Consider the following 19,521-nt stretch of genomic DNA (forward strand, 5'->3'; position numbering starts at 1 on the left):
AACATGAGTGGCAACTTCCTCGCCCTGGCTCAGCCGGGCGTGCAACAACTGTCGCCTTACGTTCCGGGCAAGCCTGTGGACGAGCTGGCGCGTGAGTTGAACCTGGATCCGTCGAAGATCGTCAAGCTGGCGAGCAACGAGAACCCGCTGGGCCCTAGCCCCAAAGTGCTGGCGGCGATTCGTGAGGAACTGGCCGAGCTGACCCGTTACCCGGATGGCAACGGCTTCGCCCTGAAGTCGTTGTTGGCGGAAAAGTGCCGGGTCGATCTGAACCAAGTGACCCTGGGTAACGGCTCCAATGACATCCTTGAGCTGGTCGGTCGCGCTTACTTGGCGCCAGGCCTGAATGCGGTGTTCAGTGAACATGCGTTCGCGGTTTACCCGATTGTCACTCAGGCCGTCGGTGCTGACGCGCGCGTGATTCCTGCCAAGGATTGGGGGCATGACTTGCCAGCAATGCTGGCAGCAATCGACGCCCAGACCCGCGTCGTGTTCATCGCCAATCCGAATAACCCGACGGGTACCTGGTTCGATGAGCAGGCGCTCAACGAATTCCTGCAGGATGTGCCCGAGCACGTGCTGGTCGTGCTGGACGAGGCCTACATCGAATACGCAGAAGGCAGCGACCTGCCGGACGGCCTGGATTTCCTGGCGGCGTATCCGAACCTGCTGGTGTCGCGCACTTTCTCCAAGGCTTACGGCCTTGCTTCGCTGCGGGTTGGCTATGGTCTGTCCACGGCGGTGGTAGCTGATGTGCTGAACCGAGTACGCCAACCGTTCAACGTCAACAGCCTCGCCTTGGCGGCGGCTTGTGCGGCGGTGAAGGATGCCGAGTACCTGGAAGAAGGTCGGCGCATCAACGAAAACGGCATGCTGCAGTTGCAGGAAGGCTTGCGTGAGTTGGGCCTGGGCTGGATTCCGTCCAAGGGCAACTTTATTTGCGTCGACCTCGGCCAAGTGGCCGCGCCTGTTTTCCAGGGTCTGTTGCGCGAAGGTGTGATCGTGCGTCCGGTGGCTAACTACGGCATGCCCAACCACCTGCGCATCACCATCGGCTTGCCGGCTGAAAACAGCCGCTTCCTGGAAGCGCTGGCCAAGGTTCTGGCTCGTGGTTGATGTCACTGCATTGCAACCTGCTGTGCCTATGATCGGTCGCCTGGTGGTGGTCGGCCTGGGGTTGATCGGCGGCTCCTTCGCCAAAGGCCTGCGTGAAAGTGGGCTATGCGGAGAAGTGGTCGGCGTCGACCTGGACCCTCAATCGCGCAAGCTAGCGGTTGAGCTGGGCGTGGTGGACCGCTGTGAAGCGGACTTGGCGCTCGCGTGTCATGGCGCGGATGTGATCCAGCTAGCGGTGCCGATCCTGGCCATGGAGAAGTTGCTGGCGTTGTTGGCGGGTATGGACTTGGGGCAGGCGATTCTCACGGATGTCGGCAGTGCCAAAGGCAATGTGGTGCGCGCGGCGCAACTGGCATTTGGCGGGATGCCCGCGCGCTTCGTACCGGGTCACCCGATTGCTGGTTCCGAGCAGAGCGGGGTGGAGGCGTCCAATGCGCAGTTGTTCCGTCGGCATAAAGTGATCCTGACGCCGTCGGAGCAAACCGATCCCGCTGCGTTGGCGGTGGTGGATCGTCTCTGGCGTGAGTTGGGGGCGGACGTCGAGCATATGCAAGTCGAGCGCCATGACGAAGTGCTAGCGGCGACGAGTCATTTGCCGCATTTGCTGGCATTTGGTCTGGTGGACTCTTTGGCCAAGCGCAATGAGAACTTGGATATTTTCCGCTACGCAGCCGGTGGTTTCCGCGATTTCACGCGAATTGCCGGCAGCGACCCGGTGATGTGGCACGACATCTTTCTCGCCAATCGCGAAGCGGTGTTGCGTACTCTGGACACTTTCCGCAGTGATCTCGACGCCCTGCGCGATGCAGTGGATGCGGGTGATGGTCATCAATTGTTGGGCGTGTTCACCCGTGCGCGGGTGGCGCGTGAGCATTTCAGCAAGATCCTGGCGCGCCGGGCCTATGTGGAAACCGCTGTGAACGCCGACGAGTTGACCTTTGTCGCCAACCCGGGTGGCCGCCTGAGCGGGCGCATCCGTGTGCCGGGCGATAAGTCGATTTCTCACCGGTCAATCATGTTGGGCTCATTGGCCGACGGCGTGACCGAGGTCGAAGGCTTCCTTGAGGGCGAAGATGCTCTGGCGACCTTGCAGGCGTTTCGTGACATGGGAGTGGTCATTGAAGGTCCGCACCATGGGCGCGTGACCATTCATGGCGTGGGCTTGAATGGCTTGAAGCCGGCGCCGGGGCCGATTTACCTGGGGAACTCGGGCACGTCCATGCGGCTGTTGTCCGGCATGCTGGCAGCGCAAAGCTTTGACAGCGTGTTGACTGGCGATGCGTCGTTGTCCAAGCGCCCAATGAGCCGCGTGGCCAAGCCGCTGCGGGAGATGGGCGCAGTGATCGAAACCGGGCCGCAAGGACGTCCACCGCTGACCATTCGTGGTGGGCAGTCGCTCAAAGGTTTGGACTATGTGTTGCCGATGGCCAGCGCCCAGGTCAAATCCTGTTTGTTGCTGGCCGGGCTATACGCCAAAGGCAAGACCGCAGTGACCGAGCCAGCACCTACGCGCGATCATACCGAGCGCATGTTGCGCGGTTTTGGCTATCCCGTGAGGGTGCAGGGTGCTACCGCAGCGGTTGAGTCGGGTCATACGCTGACTGCTACCCGTATTGAGGTGCCGGGGGATATTTCCTCGGCGGCGTTTTTTATGGTGGCTGCGTCGATTGCCGAGGGTTCCGAGTTATTGCTGGAACATGTCGGCATCAACCCTACCCGTACCGGGGTGATTGATATCCTGCGGCTGATGGGGGCAGATATCAGCCTGGAGCACCAGCGCGAAGTCGGTGGAGAACCTGTCGCAGACCTGCGTGTGCGTGCTGCGGTTCTGAAGGGTATCGAGATCCCGGAAGCGCTCGTGCCGTTGGCCATCGATGAGTTTCCGGTGTTGTTTATTGCGGCGGCCTGCGCTGAAGGTCGGACCGTTTTGCGTGGGGCTCAGGAGTTGCGCGTGAAGGAGTCCGACCGTATCCAGGTGATGGCCGACGGTCTGCTCGCGCTGGGCGTGAAGTGTGAAGCTACCCCTGATGGGATTATCATTGACGGTGGCCTGATGGGCGGTGGTGAAGTCCATGCCCATGGCGATCACCGGATTGCCATGGCGTTCAGCGTAGCGTCCCTGCGGGCGACTGCGCCGATCCGTATCCGCGACTGCGCCAATGTTGCTACGTCCTTTCCGAATTTTCTTACACTGTGTGCCCAAGTCGGCATCCGTGTTGCCCAAGAGGCTCAATTGTGAATATCAAAGCACCGGTGATTACCATCGACGGGCCAAGCGGCTCGGGCAAAGGCACCATCGCCGGCATCCTGGCCAAGCGCCTGGGTTGGTGTCTGCTGGATTCCGGCGCGCTGTACCGGTTGCTGGCGTTTGCCGCACGCAACCATGGCGTAGACCTGACCAATGAAGAGTCCCTGAAGCTGCTGGCGGCGCACCTAGATGTGCAGTTCGTCGGGGCGACGGAAGGTCATCCCCAGCGCATCATCCTGGAAGGGGATGATGTGACGGATGATTTGCGCAACGAGCAAGTCGGTTCCTGGGCATCCCAGGTTGCCGCGCTCCCAGCTGTGCGTGACGCGTTGCTGCAGCGTCAGCGGGCTTTTCAGGAGCCGCCGGGCCTTGTGGCCGATGGTCGCGACATGGGTACCGTAGTGTTTCCCGAGGCACCGCTGAAGATTTTCCTGACGGCTAGCGCCGAGGAACGAGCTCGCCGCCGCTACTTGCAGTTGAAGGGCAAAGTCGATGGTGTTAGTCTGTCGAGTCTGCTAGATGAGATCCGTGCACGCGATGAGCGTGATACCCAGCGTGCAGTAGCCCCGCTAAAGCCGGCGGCTGATGCCATACAGTTGGATTCCACGGAGTTGTCCATCGAGCAGGTGCTGGAACGCATCTTGAGTGAAATCGCCATTCGCGATATCGCCGGGTGATCAAGAAGGCCGCAGGGGACCAGTCATAGTCCTGCGGTGGCTTCTTTTAACTGAAACTGACCCACGCCGTCTGGGGTGTGGAGATGGGCGTATTCTTCGCCCTTATCAACAGGAATTAAAATGAGCGAAAGCTTTGCGGAACTCTTTGAAGAAAGCCTAAAAACCCTGAACCTTCAGGCAGGCTCCATCATCACCGGTGTTATCGTTGATATCGATTACCAAGCTCGCTGGGTAACCGTTCACGCTGGTCTGAAGTCTGAAGCTCTGATCCCGCTGGAACAGTTCTACAACGATGCTGGCGATCTGACAATCAATGTCGGTGACGAAGTTCACGTTGCTCTGGACTCGGTTGAAGACGGTTTCGGTGAAACCAAGCTGTCCCGTGAAAAAGCCAAGCGCGCTGAATGCTGGATTGTTCTCGAAGCAGCCTTCGCAGCTGAAGAAGTGGTCAAGGGCGTTATCAACGGTAAGGTTAAAGGCGGCTTCACTGTCGACGTTAACGGCATCCGTGCGTTCCTGCCAGGTTCTTTGGTCGACGTTCGTCCTGTGCGCGACACCACGCACCTGGAAGGCAAAGAACTCGAATTCAAGGTCATCAAACTCGACCAGAAACGCAACAACGTTGTCGTTTCCCGTCGCAGCGTTCTGGAAGCAGAGAACTCCGCCGAGCGTGAAGCTCTGCTGGAATCCCTGCAGGAAGGCCAACAAGTCAAAGGTATCGTCAAAAACCTCACCGATTACGGCGCATTCGTCGATCTGGGTGGCGTCGATGGCCTGCTGCACATTACCGATATGGCTTGGAAGCGTATCAAGCATCCTTCCGAAATCGTCAACGTTGGCGACGAGATCGATGTAAAGGTTCTGAAGTACGATCGTGAGCGTAACCGCGTTTCCCTGGGCTTGAAGCAGCTGGGCGAAGATCCATGGGTTGCTATCAAAGCTCGCTACCCAGAAAGCACTCGCGTTACCGCGCGTGTTACCAACCTGACCGACTACGGCTGCTTCGCTGAGCTGGAAGAAGGCGTGGAAGGCCTGGTACACGTTTCCGAAATGGACTGGACCAACAAGAACATCCATCCTTCGAAAGTCGTACAAGTCGGCGACGAAGTGGAAGTTATGGTTCTGGACATCGACGAAGAGCGTCGTCGTATCTCCCTGGGCATCAAGCAGTGCAAATCTAACCCATGGGAAGATTTCTCTGGTCAGTTCAACAAGGGCGATAAAATCTCCGGCACCATCAAGTCGATCACCGATTTCGGTATCTTCATTGGTCTGGACGGCGGCATCGACGGCCTGGTTCACCTGTCCGACATCTCCTGGAACGAAGTTGGCGAAGAAGCTGTTCGTCGTTTCAAGAAGGGCGACGAGCTGGACACCGTTATCCTGTCGGTTGACCCAGAGCGTGAGCGTATCTCCCTGGGTATCAAGCAACTGGAAAGCGATCCGTTCTCCGAGTACGTTCAAGAGAACGACAAAGGCGCAATCGTTAAAGGCACTGTGAAAGAAGTTGACGCCAAAGGCGCAATCATCGTTCTGGCCGACGATATCGAAGCGACTCTGAAAGCCTCCGAAATCAGCCGTGACCGCGTTGAAGACGCGCGCAACGTTCTGAAAGAAGGCCAGGAAGTAGAAGCCAAGATCATCAGCGTTGATCGCAAGAGCCGCGTGATCCAACTCTCCATCAAGTCGAAAGATGAAGTGGAAGAGAAAGAAGCAATCCAGAGCCTGAAATCGGCTCCGGAAGCTGCAACCGGCGAGACCACTATGGCCTCCCTGCTGCGCGAAGCAATGGCTAAACAGAACTAAGTTCTGTAACGCTATAAAAAGGGCGACTTCGGTCGCCCTTTTTTGTGCCTGGAATTTGTTGATTTAACAAACGAGAACCAAGGCGCGCGGCTCAGTGTCAGAGTCACTATAGCCTTGAAAAAAGCTCGCCCGGAATAAGGATATCAATGAACAAGCTTGTCGTGATGCTCGCATTGGTAATGCTAGTCGGCTGCTCTGTCACTAGCGCTAAAACTCACGCCAGGCGCGGTGTCAGCGGCATCGAGGTCGATTGCTCTGGCCTTGGTAATCATTGGGATAAGTGCGAACAGCGCGCCGCTCGCGAATGCAAGATGCAGGGCTACAAGGTCATCACCCGGTCAAGCGACGCCAAGGACGAAGAGGGCGACTATTTTTTCGGCTTGAACCCGGCTGGAGCTGTCACCCGCACGATGCTTGTGATCTGCAATTAGGCGCGTTACTTGTTCGATACTTATGTTTATTCAGCCAGGAGATAAGTTGAAACATGGGCTGTTCAAATTCATCAAGTCATGCTAAAACCTTCGAAGCGCTTTTCCTAGCTGCTTGAAAAAGAAGGGAAAAATATGACGAAGTCGGAGTTGATCGAACGAATTGTCACCCACCAAGGGCTGCTCTCATCCAAAGATGTTGAGTTGGCTATCAAGACCATGCTTGAGCAAATGTCTCAGTGCCTGGCCACTGGGGATCGTATTGAGATTCGTGGGTTCGGGAGCTTTTCGCTGCACTATCGTGCGCCTCGTGTAGGTCGTAATCCAAAGACGGGCCAGTCAGTCAGCCTTGATGGGAAATTCGTGCCTCACTTCAAGCCGGGCAAGGAGTTGAGGGATAGGGTGAATGAAGACGAGGAAGACGGCGTCTGACTCGGCTATCTATTGTTATGGAGGCGAACGCTATGGCTAGAATATTACGGATTCTTTTAGGTGTGGTCTTAATGGTCATTACCTTTGCAGTCGTTGGGTTTGTTTTGGAAAATCAGCAGGCTGTTGTGCTCTCATTCTTTGGTTGGTCTACCGGTGAGGCCCCAGTAGCCGTGTTTGTTGTATTTGCGTTGATTATCGGCATGTTAATCGGTCCATTCTTAGGCCTGTTTAAGCGAAGCGCTGCGCCGCGTGACCTTGGTACGGCCAAGCACTTATGAGGGGGGGACGCGGAGTGTCCTTCGGTATGTGGCTGGCATCTTAGCTGATCCTGAGCTTAAGCCATCTGGAAGTAGCGGGTTGTTAATTGGTTTGAATGGGCCCGTCATCCTCAAATTTACGCGCTCTAGCCTCTCCCTGTTCCCATTTGCGTACGGTGCACTGCCGTAATTTTCGCTATAGCTGCTCAGATAATTCTTACAGTAAGTTCAGAACTTTTGCGAATGTAGTTGCTCTGTGTTGAATAAAAGGTTTTGCACTATAATAATTGGCCTTCTCAGAGTAATCGGAGCTGAGTCCAGTTATTGATCTGCACAGTTTTCAATTTTATCGGGTTGGCATTTCTCTGGTAACGAATGAATCACTGCTGCTGGCTGAACTGGCTGGTTGTCAAAATTGAAGCCCTGCTCCTTGAGGTCACTCACGGGCGCCTGTTCTCTCGCTGTTGCGTCAGTGAGTGGGGCTGAGTGGCAGGGCATGGCAATGACGAGCGCTCAGCATCGAATCTTCAAGACCCAGTGCTATGACCTGGTGTGCTCAATATCATGAAAAGCCTGCCAGAGTCAGTAAGTTGAGAACTATATGATAGGAACAAGGCTAGTTAATTCAGATTTTATGAGTAGGTGGGCCACTGCTGTCTGCGAATGGATTATGAAAGTAATAGCTGAGTACTACACTGGAGTGCTATTGACTCACTCAACGATGAGCGAAATTCATACAATTACGTATTTACCGATCCACGGCAGGTCTGTGTGAAATACTTATGTTATATACTCGGTGTCTTAATTGTCTTCCCGTTGAAGATTTTAAGCGTTGGTAGTGTGAACTATAAGTTTGATGAGATTTTGCTTGTATTCATTTTTGTTATTTTATTTTGTACTCGAGGCATAGCGTTTAGACCGCTGGTATATTGTGGTCTTATATTTCTATACTTAGCTTATGGTGCGCTGGCTATATTGGTTAGCGGTCTTGTTATTAATTATCAGGTTTATTTTCGCCTGCTTCAGATCGTATTAATCATTGTTGTTGTGTCAATGATGTCTGACGGCGAAAGAGTGAAGATGCTTGACGGTATTGCCAGTTGGGGGCCAGTCTTCGCTTTATGTATAGTCTTCTATCTCATTTTTATACTCGACTATTCTTTTGATCTGCTGTTGGACAATCAGCAGTACTACAAAGACTTTTTTAATGGAAAAACCACTTTTTTAAGTGTGCATATAAATACCGTCGGTACGATTTTGCTGTTGTCGATCTATCTTAACTTGTTAAAATTCCAGGTGACTAGAAATAAAGTATATGTTTTACTCTCTGCTTTTATGCTGTTGCCTTCGATAATGCTTTTGTCCAAGGGAGACCTGCTTGCCATTTTAATAGCTCTCGTCTTTTTTTGTTTTTCGAAATTAAAGATGTCGTATTTGTTTTTTGTGTGTTTGGCAGTTAGTGGCTTAATAGCGGGCTATGGCTTAAATCTTGCTAAATTTGATTCGACACGAGAAGCCCTGTATAGCACGGCATTGCAAGCATTTATTAGTAATCCACATGGATATGGGATTGGTACAGAGCGCCAAGTAATATTCGCTTCCTCTGGGATAAATTATCCTGCGCATAATTTTTTATTAAGTGCCGCGCTAGAGACTGGGGTCCTAGGCGTTATTTTTTTTCTGGCGTTGATTCTTTACAGCTATCTGAGAAACAAAGATTCGGTGGCGAGGGCTTTTTTAATAGCATTTGTCGTAGTTGGCTCGTTTGGTAATGTTATGTATTTTTATAAATACCATTTTGTCTTTTTTATGATAATAACTGGTTTTTATGATCGGGTGTACTGTCAAGCTGTTGCGTTGCGAGTTAAGGCTTCCGGCGCAATCGGCACACATTAACTGGGGCGAGTAGTAATGGCTAAGGCTAAAATCGGGATTGTTATTGCTACTTATAATAGTGGGCGTACGCTGCGCGAATGTTTAGATAGCATTCAAGCGCAAGATTTTGAAGATGTAGATTTGTATGTTCAGGATGGCGGTAGCACTGACGATACGCTGGCGATTTTAAGTGAATATGACTTCGTCCGATTCTCCAGTGAAAAAGACTCTGGAGTATATAGCGCCTGGAATAAAGCATTGAAGCAGGTGAATGCTGAATGGATAGTGTTTATGGGCAGTGATGACTATTTCAGCTCTCCGTCCGCGTTATCCTCCGTGCTTGAATATCTTAACGCCGCGGATCGGCAGGGTTTGAGGTTGGTTTACGGTAGAAATATACTCGTCGATCAATCTGGCGGCTTGATTGATGAGGTTGGAGTTCCTTGGAGTGAGGCAAAAAATGATTTATCCAAGAGGATGACCATTCGTCATCCTGGTTGTTTTCATCATGTATCCTTGTTTGAGAAAATCGGCGGGTTTAATGAGAATTATAAGGTAATAGGTGACTATCATTTTATTTTACGCGCTCTCGTCGGTAGCGATGCAGGGTTCTATCCTTTCTCTATCGTGTCCCACCGAGTGGGAGGGCTCAGTAATAAGCCAAGCTTGATGATGTCGATCATTCGTGAAAATTTTAGGCTTCGAAAAGAGTTGGCATTAACTCCGTTGTATCTAGTTGACGGAATTTTCATAAAACGGTTGGTTATTTTTTTGATGAGCTGTGTTTTGGGTGATCGTGGAGTAATGAAACTGCTGTCCATTTATGGTGGGATTGTGAAGAAATGAAAATCTGCTATGTGGTTCCTGCAATCGTCAATAAGGCGCCTATTCTAGTAGCCTTGCAATTGTGCGAGCAGATGCTTCGTCGTGGGCACGATGTCACCGTTCTTTATTTTGATGAGCGTGTCGATATAGGTTTTTTGGAAGGCGTAAGATTCGAGCGAGTGAGTTTTTATAAAAAATTTGATTTTTCGGGTTATGACATAGTTCATTCCCATCTCTTGAGGGCTGATGCATTTGTATTTAAAAATAAATCATTCTTTTCGAGTGTTCGCTATGTGAGTACGCTGCATAATTACGTAGAGAAGGAACTTTATTTTCATTACAATAAACTTGTTTCTGTTGTGTTTAGTTTCGTTTGGAATGTGTGCTGGACGAGGCATGACCGCCTTGTCGTGTTGAGTGACCATTCTATGCAGTATTACTCCAAGTTTTCATATAATAAAAAACTCTCCAGGGTTTACAATGGCAGGGATATCGTTGTTAATTATGAATTGATCGAAGATTGGTGTGCCGCTGAGATAAATAATCTGAAAAGCAAGGTTGATTTTTTGTTAGGTACGTACTGTGTGCTCACCGCAACAAAAGGTGTCGATCAGTTAGTGAGATTGTTGGCTCTTAATACCAGGCTGGGGCTTGTGGTTATTGGTGACGGTCCAGAGAAAAATATCTTACAGGATCTTAGTGTTTCTCTAGGCGTCGATAGTCGCTGTGTTTTTATTTCATCAATTCCCTATGCACATCAGTGCAATGTTTTTTTTGATATATTTGCGATGCCTTCTCGTTCTGAAGGCTTTGGGCTTGCTCTGATTGAAGCGGCTCTCCACTCAAAGAAAATAGTGTGCTCTGATATTCCAATCTTTCGCGAGCTTTTTGATGAAGATGCGGTTTCTTTTTTTAAACTAGATGATATTGTCGGGCTTAATGCTGCGGTTGTGCAAAGCTTGGCCGAAGAGTCAAAAGGCTCGGTTGTTCTGAGTGTTGCTTGTGAAAAATATAGTTCTTTTACAATGGCATCGAACTATCTTGAAGTTTATGAGGAGCTAACGCGTGACTAATGTCAAAGTTCTGGTTACAGGTGGGTCCGGTTTTATAGGGACTAACCTGGTGTGTCGGTTAAAGATATTAGGATATAAGGTTCTAAGCTTGGATGTGGCTCAGCCTAGAAATTTAAATAATCTTGATGTTCATCTCTGCTGCGATATTTGTGATGTGGATAGTGTCAGAGAGGCTTTTGATTCGTTTAAGCCGGATTATGTCTTTCACCTCGCAGCACGTACAGATCTCCGGGGCAAAAGTTTGGACGATTATCCCGAAAACATTGTAGGTGTCGAGAACTTGTGCTCGGTACTGTCTTCGGTGGACTACGTTAAGCATGCAGTCTTCGCTTCCAGTATGTTGGTTTGTAAAGCAGGTCACATACCATCGTCAATAGAGGATGTTTCCCCAACTACAGTTTATGGGGAGAGTAAGGTCCAGGGGGAGTGCATTGTTAAAAGATGGATTGATCGCATGCCTAGATGTTCTATTGTAAGGCCTACATCTATTTGGGGGCCTTGGTTCGGAGAACCGTACCGTAACTTCTTTGATATAGTACTTGCTGGTCGATATATTAGAATTGGCAAAAAATCGAGTACAAAGACGTATGGATATGTCGAAAACTGTGTGAATCAGATGATTTCAATTTCTCAGCAGCCAAATAATGCGGTCGAATATTATTACATAGGTGATGCAAAGCCTTTGAATGTAGATGAATGGGGTTTGAGTATCGCATCGCTTGCAGGCGTTAGACGTCCAGTTAAAGCACCGATGTTTTTTTTCTATTTCTTGGCGTTGATTGGTGATGTTTGTAACTCAGTAGGATTGAGATTTCCGTTTACTAGTTTTCGTCTGAAGAATATGACAACTGATAATGTCGTCGATTGTTCTCCAGCCGAGAAGTCAAATTCTTATCCTGTTGTGGATAAGCAAGAAGGTATTAAAAAGACGCTGTCATGGCTAAAGAATTCCTCGGCCAATTAATAACTTAGCTGGCCGGTATTGCGTTGGGTTACGTTCTAAGATTCGTTCATGTTTTTGGTTTTCTGAATGTTTATAGCGTCTTTATCCAGCGCCTGAGTATGGGCTGGTTTGATCGTCGAATAACGAAACTTTACTGTGCTTGCGCCGGAGAGCCCTTGAATTTCAAATTCTGTAATTTCTCAAGACTTTTCAGTGTGTCAAGATCATGCTAAAGTTATTGGTGTTGCTGAAGATTTGTTCGTGGCGGTCTTGAATCCCGCTGTCGGACCTAGTAGCTTCTTGTAAGCGTTCATGGGTAGAGGCTTTCAGAGCCAGCGTTGACTATATAATTGTATTTCTAGAGCCATTATTTATCAGTAAATATAATCGAATGGTTTCTAGGATGAGTTTTTTTGAAGTAAGATTTATGTGTTAAAGGGTTATGCCGCATGAATAGCGTTCTTAAAAATGTAGCGGCAAATTTTTTGGGGCAGGGTTGGGCTGCTCTTATGGGTATCTGTTTCGTACCCTTGTATCTTAAGTTTATTGGTATTGAGGGTTACGGGTTAATAGGCTTTTTCGTAATTCTATCTTCTGCTATGTCGATGCTTGATGGCGGATTTGGTGCTGTGGCAACTAAAGAGGCCTCTGTTTATGAATCGGCTTCGTCGCTGGAAAAGAAAAAAGTTATTCTATTGTTGAGAAGTGTTGAGTGGGTTTTTTGGGGTATTGCACTCACTGCTGGTGCGGTGGTGATATTGTTAGCGCCGCTGATTTCCAATTATTGGTTGGATATAAGTCCTGATAAGCTGGATTCTGTGACTCAATCGTTAAGAGTAATGGGTGGGGCGCTTGTTCTTCAGTTTCCTATAGCATTTTACTATGGTGCTCTTACAGGTCTTCAAAAGCAGGTTGAATTAAATATTGCAACTTCCATCTTTGCGACTTTCCGTTCGGGTGGAACGGTGTTGGTCTTGTGGCTGGTTTCTCCAACGGTTGAATGGTTTTTTATTTGGCAGTGCGTAATAAATCTTTTGACTGTTTTTATTTTGCGTATTCAACTCATTCGCGAGTTGGCAGGCTGGACGGATTCTATTTCTTTCTCTCTTGATACGCTTCGCCGCCTTCGAGGTTTTGCAGTGGGAGTAGGGGCGACGAATGCACTTGCGTTTCTACTGATGCAAGCGGATAAGATAGTTTTGTCAAAGACGTTGTCATTAACAGATTTTGGTTATTACATGCTCGCTTGGACGCTGGGTACGATCGCTTTCAGGCTTATATCTCCAGTTTTCAATGCTTATTACCCGAAGATAGTGGCATCTGTTGCTTCTGGTAATGCCGTAGAGGCATTTGGCTATTATATTAGGGCGAGTCAAATACTGTCGATGTTGGTAATACCGTTTTCTGTATGGATTGCATTTTACAGTCATCAGGTGCTTACGTTATGGACGCAGGATCAACATATCGCCGCTGCGGCGAGTGGGCCCTTGATGATACTGGTTCTCGGCACCATGATTCATTCATTCATGAATATGCCTTATGCATTGCAATTAGCTCACGGATGGACGCGTTTCAGCGTCTGGCAAAACTTTATAGCTGCCGTTCTTGTGGTTCCATTAACGTATTATTTGGCTGCCTCTTATGGGTTGGCGGGCAGTGCTTGGCCTTGGCTATTATTGAATATCGGTTTTTTTACCTTCTGTCCTCCGATTGTCTTTAAGAAGTTAAATATTAAACCTGCGAAGACCTGGTACATAGACGCCATTTTTATTCCGTTTGTTATTTCGGTTTCGCTACTCTATTTTTTTAAAAGCGTTTTTGATCTGCTAGCTATCGATAATCCCGTTGTGATGTTGTTGTCGCTAGGGATAACTTATATTGCAGTGGCACTTCGTTTGTTTGTTTTTAGTGTTGATATTCGAAAGATAACGTGGCGAAATGCGGTGTGATATAGATTTTACATAAATGATAGGCCTACTTTGATAAGTAGTCGTTCGAAATTTAATGCAATGCAAGCTCGATTTTAAACAGATTGGGCTTTGTTTTCTTTCGGGAACAGACATATGCGAGTTGCGTTCGATCACCAAATATTCTCATTGCAAAATTATGGGGGGATCTCTCGTTATTTTGCTCGTATCGCCGAGCAGATGGTTGACGCGGGTAATGATGTGGGTATTTTCTCACCTCTTCATCGCAATGCCTATCTGAAGGAGTTACCCGATGGAATTGTTCGTGGCCGCTGGATGGAAAAGTACCCGCCTCATACGGCTCGGCTGATACTCGCTTACAACCGCCTTAAAGGGCGGTCGGAAATGAGTCGTTGGCAGCCTCAGATAGTGCATGAGACCTATTACAGTCGCCGCCCAAGTTTTATCTCGGAGAAGTGCCCGGTCGTACTAACGGTTTACGATATGATCCATGAATTGTATCCCGAAAGCTTTTCATCTCAAGATAAAACGACCGCGCTCAAGCAGCAGGCTGTCGAGCGTGCTGACCACGTTATTTGCATTTCGGAAAGCACACGTCAGGACCTTATGCGGTTGTTTGCAGTCCCCGAGAGTAAGTTGTCAGTCGTTCATTTAGGCTTTGAGCAATTTAAAAAAGTTACCGGAAAAAAATATTGTAATTTATCCAGGCCCTATTTGCTTTATGTCGGCGCACGCTACGCTTACAAAAATTTCGCCGGATTGCTCCGTGCCGTAGCACGCTCCAAGCGATTAAAGTCCGATTTTGATATTGTCGCTTTTGGCGGCGGAGAGTTTTCTCAAGACGAACAGGCGTTGATGCAAAGTCTTGGTTTTAGTGCGGGTCAGGTGCGGCAGATCGGCGGTGATGATGCGTTGCTGGGGGAGCTCTATGAGGGTGCAAAGGCCTTTGTTTATCCTTCTGTTTATGAGGGCTTCGGTCTTCCACCTTTAGAGGCAATGGCGCACTCTTGTCCTGTTGTCAGCAGCAGCACCAGTTCCATGCCTGAGATCATCGGCAATGCGGGGGCTTTTTTTGACCCCGGTAATGATGACGAAATGGCTGTGGCGATAGAGAGAGTGGTTTACTCTGACAGCGAAGTTGCGAGGTTGGTGGGGCTCGGTCTTGAGCGCTTAAACCATTTCTCATGGCAGCGGTGTGGCCAGGAAACACTATCGATCTATAATTCATTACAAAGGTAATACTTTGGAATACTCAGAAAAAACCGCCCTGATTTGCGGTGTGAGCGGCCAGGATGGTGCTTATCTCGCGAGGCTGTTGCTTAGCAAGGGCTATACCGTCTGGGGTACTTCTCGGGATGCGCAGGGATCTTCATTCGTCAACCTCAAGCGACTGGATATCTTTCCTCGGGTGAAACTGCTGTCGATGGTGCCTGAAGACTTTCGAAGCGTTTTCATGGCTCTTAAGCGCAGTCAGCCTGATGAAGTCTATTATCTGGCGGGGCAGTCGTCGGTTGGTTTGTCTTTTGAGCAGCCCGCTGAAACGATCCAGAGTATTACCTTGGGTACGCTCAATATGCTTGAGGCCTGCCGGATGACAGAGCGTCCGATTCGCTTTTATCAAGCAGGATCAAGTGAGTGTTTTGGGGATACCAACGGTGAGCCCGCCGCTGAGGGGATGGCGTTCCACCCTCGTAGCCCTTATGCAGTGGCTAAGTCTTCGGCGTTCTGGTTGGTCGATAACTATCGTGAAGCTTATAATCTCTTCGCCTGTACAGGGATCTTGTTTAATCACGAATCTCCATTGCGCCCCTCTAGATTTGTAACACAAAAAATTGTAACGACAGCGAAACGAATTGCTGCTGGCTCTGATGAGCGATTAACTCTTGGACGCCTGGATATCGCTCGAGATTGGGGGGCCGCCTCAGAGTATGTCGATGCGATGTGGAGGATGCTGCAGTGTGATGAGCCGAGCGATTTTGTGATAGCCACGGGTCAAACCCATACGCTTGAAACCTTTGTTGCTGAGGCGTTTACACAGTTGGGCCTCGATTGGAAGGCTTATGTCGATCAATCCACTGAATTTTTCAGGCCTACTGATCTATTGGTCAGTCGAGCTTGCCCCGCTAAGGCCGAGCAGGTCTTGGGGTGGAAAGCCCAGTCGACGATGCCTGATGTCATTACCAGCATGTTAAATGCGATTTAATAGTAAATCTAAGAATTTTAGGACGTAGATATGACCCTGAAAAAAGCGTTAATTACTGGGATCACTGGCCAAGATGGCTCGTACTTGGCTGAACTTTTGCTGGAAAAAGGCTATGAAGTTCACGGCATCAAACGACGCGCATCGTCCTTCAATACGCAGCGTGTTGATCATATCTATCAGGATCCGCATGTTGATAATCAGCGTTTTATCTTGCATTACGGGGACCTTACTGACTCGTCGAACCTGACTCGTATTATTCAGGAAGTTCAGCCCGACGAGGTTTACAATCTGGGGGCACAGTCACATGTGGCTGTGAGCTTTGAGTCGCCGGAATACACTGCTGATGTCGATGCGATGGGTACGCTGCGAATTCTTGAGGCCATTCGTTTGCTTGGGCTTGAGAAAAAAACCCGTTTCTACCAAGCCTCAACCTCTGAACTCTATGGCTTGGTACAAGAGACCCCACAAAAGGAAACCACCCCTTTTTATCCACGGTCGCCGTACGCCGTTGCCAAACTTTATGCCTACTGGATCGTGGTTAATTACCGCGAAGCCTATGGCATGCACGCATGTAACGGGATTCTTTTCAATCACGAGTCACCACGACGTGGTGAGACTTTCGTGACCCGTAAAATCACTCGTGGTTTGGCAAATATTGCTCAGGGACTTGAGCAGTGTCTCTACATGGGCAACATGGATGCGCTTCGCGATTGGGGTCACGCGAAAGACTATGTTCGTATGCAATGGATGATGCTGCAGCAAGATGTTCCTGAAGATTTTGTTATCGCAACCGGCGTTCAGTACTCGGTGCGTGAGTTCATTCGCTGGTCTGCCGCTGAACTGGGACTGACCTTGCGTTTTGAGGGCACTGGCGTAGATGAGCGGGGCATCGTGGAATCTATTGTTGGCGACAAGGCACCTGCGCTGAAAGTCGGTGATGTACTGGTTAGTGTCGACCCGCGCTATTTCCGCCCTGCTGAAGTTGAAACGCTGCTTGGCGACCCTACCAAAGCGAAAACAAAGCTGGGTTGGGTGCCAGAAATTACCGCCCAGGAGATGTGTGCTGAAATGGTTCGCGAAGACTTGAAAGTCGCCCAGCGTCACGCGCTGCTGAAGAATCATGGTTACGATTTGCCGGTGTCGTTGGAGAATTAATATGTCACGTCAATTGAGCGAATGTGTTTTTGTTGCTGGCCACAAGGGGATGGTAGGTTCGGCCATTGTTCGACGCCTGCGAGCGTTGGGTTACACCAATATTGTGACCCGCGACAGGGCTCAATTGAATCTGTTGGACCAGCTTGCGGTAATGAATTTTTTTGCTGAGACCAAGATAGAGCAAGTCTATATGGCCGCTGCCAAGGTGGGTGGCATTCATGCGAACAACACCTACCCGGCTGAGTTTATCTACGAAAACCTTATGATGCAGGCAAACGTCATCCATGCTGCGCATCAGCACGACGTGCAAAAAATGCTATTCCTCGGTTCGTCGTGTATTTATCCCATTAACGTCAAGCAACCGATGCCTGAAGAGGCGCTCTTGACGGGAACGCTTGAGCCTACCAATGAGCCTTATGCCATTGCGAAGATTGCCGGAATCAAGCTATGTGAGAGTTATAATCGCCAATATGGACGCGATTATCGCAGTGCTATGCCTACTAACTTGTACGGTCCTAATGACAACTTCCACCCGCAGAACTCCCATGTAATACCCGCACTCTTGCGTCGCTTTCACGATGCAGTCGAAGAAGGCGTTGAAGAGGTTGTTATATGGGGTAGTGGTTCGCCGATGCGTGAATTCCTGCATGTGGATGATATGGCCAGTGCGTCGGTCCACGTCATGGAGTTGGATCAGAACCAGTATGGCGCCTATACCCAACCGATGCTTTCTCATATCAACGTAGGTACGGGCGAAGACTGCACCATTCGCGAACTGGCTCAAACCATCGCGAAGGTTACTGGGTTCAAGGGGCGCCTAAGCTTTGACAGCACAAAGCCAGACGGGCCGCCAAGGAAACTGATGGATGTTTCGCGTCTTGAGCGATTGGGGTGGCGTGCGAGCATCAGCCTCGAAGAGGGGCTTCGCGACGCATACGCCTGGTTCTCCGAGAACGCCTTGCACGCTCGCTCGCGCTAGCCTTTGTTGCTTGGGGTGGCTCGTCGGCTTGCGCATTTTTTCAAATGGCGCCGGCACCGTAAAGTTTAGGTTTCAGGCGTTGACCTGGTCCACTTTTAGTGGCTATTAGTGAGCGCGCTTATGTTGCGGCGTCGATCTCGGCCTTAAGGATGTTTGAATGTTTCTTCCAGTAATCATGGCGGGTGGCTCAGGTACCCGGCTATGGCCACTCTCCCGTCAATTGAACCCCAAGCAGTTTCTCCCCTTGGTGGATGCCGATATGACGATGCTCCAAGCCACTATCAAGCGCCTTGATGGGCTTGAGCATGGGGCGCCGCGATTGATTTGCAACGAACATCATCGCTTTCTGGCTGCCGAACAACTTCGGCAGTTGGGTCTGGACGACGCGAACATCATCCTTGAACCGGTAGGCCGCAACACTGCCCCAGCTATTACACTGGCAGCCCTGCAGGCACTCGCTGAGCAGGATGATCCAATCATGCTCGTCTTGGCGGCTGATCACTTGATTCAAGATGTCGAGGCGTTCCAGAGAAGCATCGCTACGGCGCTTGCGCTGGCGGAGTCTGGCAAGTTGGTCACCTTCGCCATTACGCCTACGTGCCCTGAGACGGGGTATGGCTATCTTCAGCTGGGTGCGCCTGTTGGATCGGGAGGGTTCAAGGTCAGTCGTTTCGTTGAAAAACCTGACTTGGTTACCGCTCAGTCCTACCTCGCTCAGGGCGATTACTTCTGGAATAGCGGCATGTTCATGTTTCGAGCCAGTCGCTATATTCAGGAGTTGGAAAAATTTCAACCGGAAATTGTGTCGGTATGTCGGGAAGCCTTGGCGGGTGGGCAACAAGATATGCATTTTACTCGGGTCGACAGTGCCATTTTCGCGACCAGCCCTGATGTCTCCATTGACTACGCAGTGATGGAGAAGACTTCAGACGCCGTCATGGTTCCTTTAGATGCCGGCTGGAGTGATATTGGGTCCTGGTCTGCTCTTTGGGAGGCAGGCGAGAAAAATGCAGATGGTAATCTGTTCAAAGGTGACGTGTTGTCTGAGAAAACCTCCGGCAGCTACGTTCATGCCACACATCGTTTGGTCACCACTGTTGGTGTAAACGACCTGATTATCGTGGAGACTAAGGACGCAGTCCTCGTTGCACACAAAGATCAAGTTCAGGAAGTTAAGAAGATCGTTGATCAACTCAAGGCGGGCAAACGCCACGAGCATACCGACCATCGCGAGGTCTATCGCCCTTGGGGTTTTTACGACTCTATTGATAGTGGCGAGCGCTATCAGGTTAAAAGAATTACCGTAAAACCAGGCGAGAAGCTCTCAGTGCAGATGCACCATCACCGCGCGGAGCACTGGGTGGTTGTCAGTGGTACTGCCCGCGTGACTAATGGTGATAAGACGTATCTCGTTACCGAGAACCAATCTACATTTATCCCTATTGGACAGATTCATGCACTGGAGAACCCTGGAATCATTCCGCTAGAACTGATTGAGGTTCAGTCGGGATCTTACTTGGGAGAGGATGATATTGTCCGGTTTGAAGATGTTTACGGCCGTGTAAAGGGTTGATGT

17 protein-coding genes are annotated in these 19,521 nt (G+C 49.9%); all 17 read left to right on the forward strand.

What is annotated here, in order from left to right; genetic code table 11:
* Window positions 1-3 precede the first annotated feature (3 nt).
* The 17 genes from hisC to CKW32_RS04815 all read left to right on the forward strand — a co-directional run bounded on the left by hisC (window position 4) and on the right by CKW32_RS04815 (window position 19,518).
* A complete protein-coding gene (gene hisC / locus CKW32_RS04735) occupies window positions 4-1,116 on the forward strand; it encodes a histidinol-phosphate transaminase (protein WP_032888914.1) in 1,113 nt (370 codons plus the stop codon).
* 28 nt (window positions 1,117-1,144) lie between these two features.
* Window positions 1,145-3,355 (forward strand): bifunctional prephenate dehydrogenase/3-phosphoshikimate 1-carboxyvinyltransferase, encoded by a 2,211-nt coding sequence (locus tag CKW32_RS04740; RefSeq protein WP_256585251.1) that lies wholly within the window; start codon window positions 1,145-1,147, stop codon window positions 3,353-3,355.
* Window positions 3,352-4,041 carry a (d)CMP kinase gene (gene cmk / locus CKW32_RS04745; RefSeq protein WP_003172653.1) on the forward strand — a complete coding sequence of 230 codons (690 nt, stop codon included), beginning with the start codon at window positions 3,352-3,354 and terminating at the stop codon, window positions 4,039-4,041. The genes CKW32_RS04740 and cmk overlap by 4 nt, the downstream gene beginning before the upstream one ends.
* Before the next feature lie 120 nt (window positions 4,042-4,161).
* On the forward strand, window positions 4,162-5,847 hold the full coding sequence (gene rpsA / locus CKW32_RS04750) for a 30S ribosomal protein S1 (protein ID WP_027604177.1): 1,686 nt from the start codon (window positions 4,162-4,164) through the stop codon (window positions 5,845-5,847).
* Window positions 5,848-5,993: 146 nt separating this feature from the next.
* Entirely contained in the window at window positions 5,994-6,278 is a 285-nt protein-coding gene (locus tag CKW32_RS04755; protein WP_032888916.1) for a hypothetical protein, read from the forward strand.
* A gap of 132 nt (window positions 6,279-6,410) precedes the next feature.
* Window positions 6,411-6,707 (forward strand): integration host factor subunit beta, encoded by a 297-nt coding sequence (ihfB, locus tag CKW32_RS04760; protein WP_032888918.1) that lies wholly within the window; start codon window positions 6,411-6,413, stop codon window positions 6,705-6,707.
* Between the two features lie 32 nt (window positions 6,708-6,739).
* Window positions 6,740-6,985 carry a lipopolysaccharide assembly protein LapA domain-containing protein gene (locus CKW32_RS04765; RefSeq protein WP_095184193.1) on the forward strand — a complete coding sequence of 82 codons (246 nt, stop codon included), beginning with the start codon at window positions 6,740-6,742 and terminating at the stop codon, window positions 6,983-6,985.
* 819 nt (window positions 6,986-7,804) lie between these two features.
* Complete coding sequence (locus CKW32_RS04770; protein WP_143499321.1) at window positions 7,805-8,860, forward strand: hypothetical protein; 1,056 nt, start codon at window positions 7,805-7,807, stop codon at window positions 8,858-8,860.
* A gap of 15 nt (window positions 8,861-8,875) precedes the next feature.
* On the forward strand, window positions 8,876-9,685 hold the full coding sequence (locus tag CKW32_RS04775) for a glycosyltransferase family 2 protein (RefSeq protein ID WP_095184195.1): 810 nt from the start codon (window positions 8,876-8,878) through the stop codon (window positions 9,683-9,685).
* Entirely contained in the window at window positions 9,682-10,737 is a 1,056-nt protein-coding gene (locus CKW32_RS04780) for a glycosyltransferase family 4 protein (protein WP_095184196.1), read from the forward strand. The genes CKW32_RS04775 and CKW32_RS04780 overlap by 4 nt, the downstream gene beginning before the upstream one ends.
* Window positions 10,730-11,701, forward strand: a complete 972-nt coding sequence (locus tag CKW32_RS04785; protein WP_095184197.1) for an NAD(P)-dependent oxidoreductase — start codon at window positions 10,730-10,732, stop codon at window positions 11,699-11,701. Before CKW32_RS04780 ends, CKW32_RS04785 begins: the two co-directional genes overlap by 8 nt.
* Window positions 11,702-12,129: 428 nt before the next feature.
* The gene (locus CKW32_RS04790) at window positions 12,130-13,629 is read left to right on the forward strand and encodes an oligosaccharide flippase family protein (protein WP_095184198.1); all 1,500 of its coding nucleotides are present in this window, start codon (window positions 12,130-12,132) and stop codon (window positions 13,627-13,629) included.
* 114 nt (window positions 13,630-13,743) lie between these two features.
* Window positions 13,744-14,847 carry a glycosyltransferase family 1 protein gene (locus tag CKW32_RS04795; RefSeq protein ID WP_095184199.1) on the forward strand — a complete coding sequence of 368 codons (1,104 nt, stop codon included), beginning with the start codon at window positions 13,744-13,746 and terminating at the stop codon, window positions 14,845-14,847.
* A gap of 4 nt (window positions 14,848-14,851) precedes the next feature.
* Entirely contained in the window at window positions 14,852-15,811 is a 960-nt protein-coding gene (locus CKW32_RS04800; protein WP_095184200.1) for a GDP-mannose 4,6-dehydratase, read from the forward strand.
* 30 nt (window positions 15,812-15,841) lie between these two features.
* Window positions 15,842-16,966: a GDP-mannose 4,6-dehydratase gene (gene gmd / locus CKW32_RS04805; RefSeq protein WP_032888934.1), complete on the forward strand. Its 1,125-nt coding sequence runs from the start codon at window positions 15,842-15,844 to the stop codon at window positions 16,964-16,966.
* A 1-nt stretch (window position 16,967) separates the two neighbouring features.
* Entirely contained in the window at window positions 16,968-17,945 is a 978-nt protein-coding gene (locus tag CKW32_RS04810) for a GDP-L-fucose synthase (protein ID WP_032888936.1), read from the forward strand.
* Between the two features lie 157 nt (window positions 17,946-18,102).
* Window positions 18,103-19,518, forward strand: coding sequence for a mannose-1-phosphate guanylyltransferase/mannose-6-phosphate isomerase (locus CKW32_RS04815; RefSeq protein ID WP_095184201.1), 1,416 nt, complete (start codon window positions 18,103-18,105; stop codon window positions 19,516-19,518).
* Window positions 19,519-19,521: the final 3 nt, after the last annotated feature.

Origin of the sequence: Pseudomonas sp. Irchel 3H9, from assembly GCF_900187495.1 — a bacterium.
Classification (GTDB): domain Bacteria; phylum Pseudomonadota; class Gammaproteobacteria; order Pseudomonadales; family Pseudomonadaceae; genus Aquipseudomonas; species Aquipseudomonas sivasensis.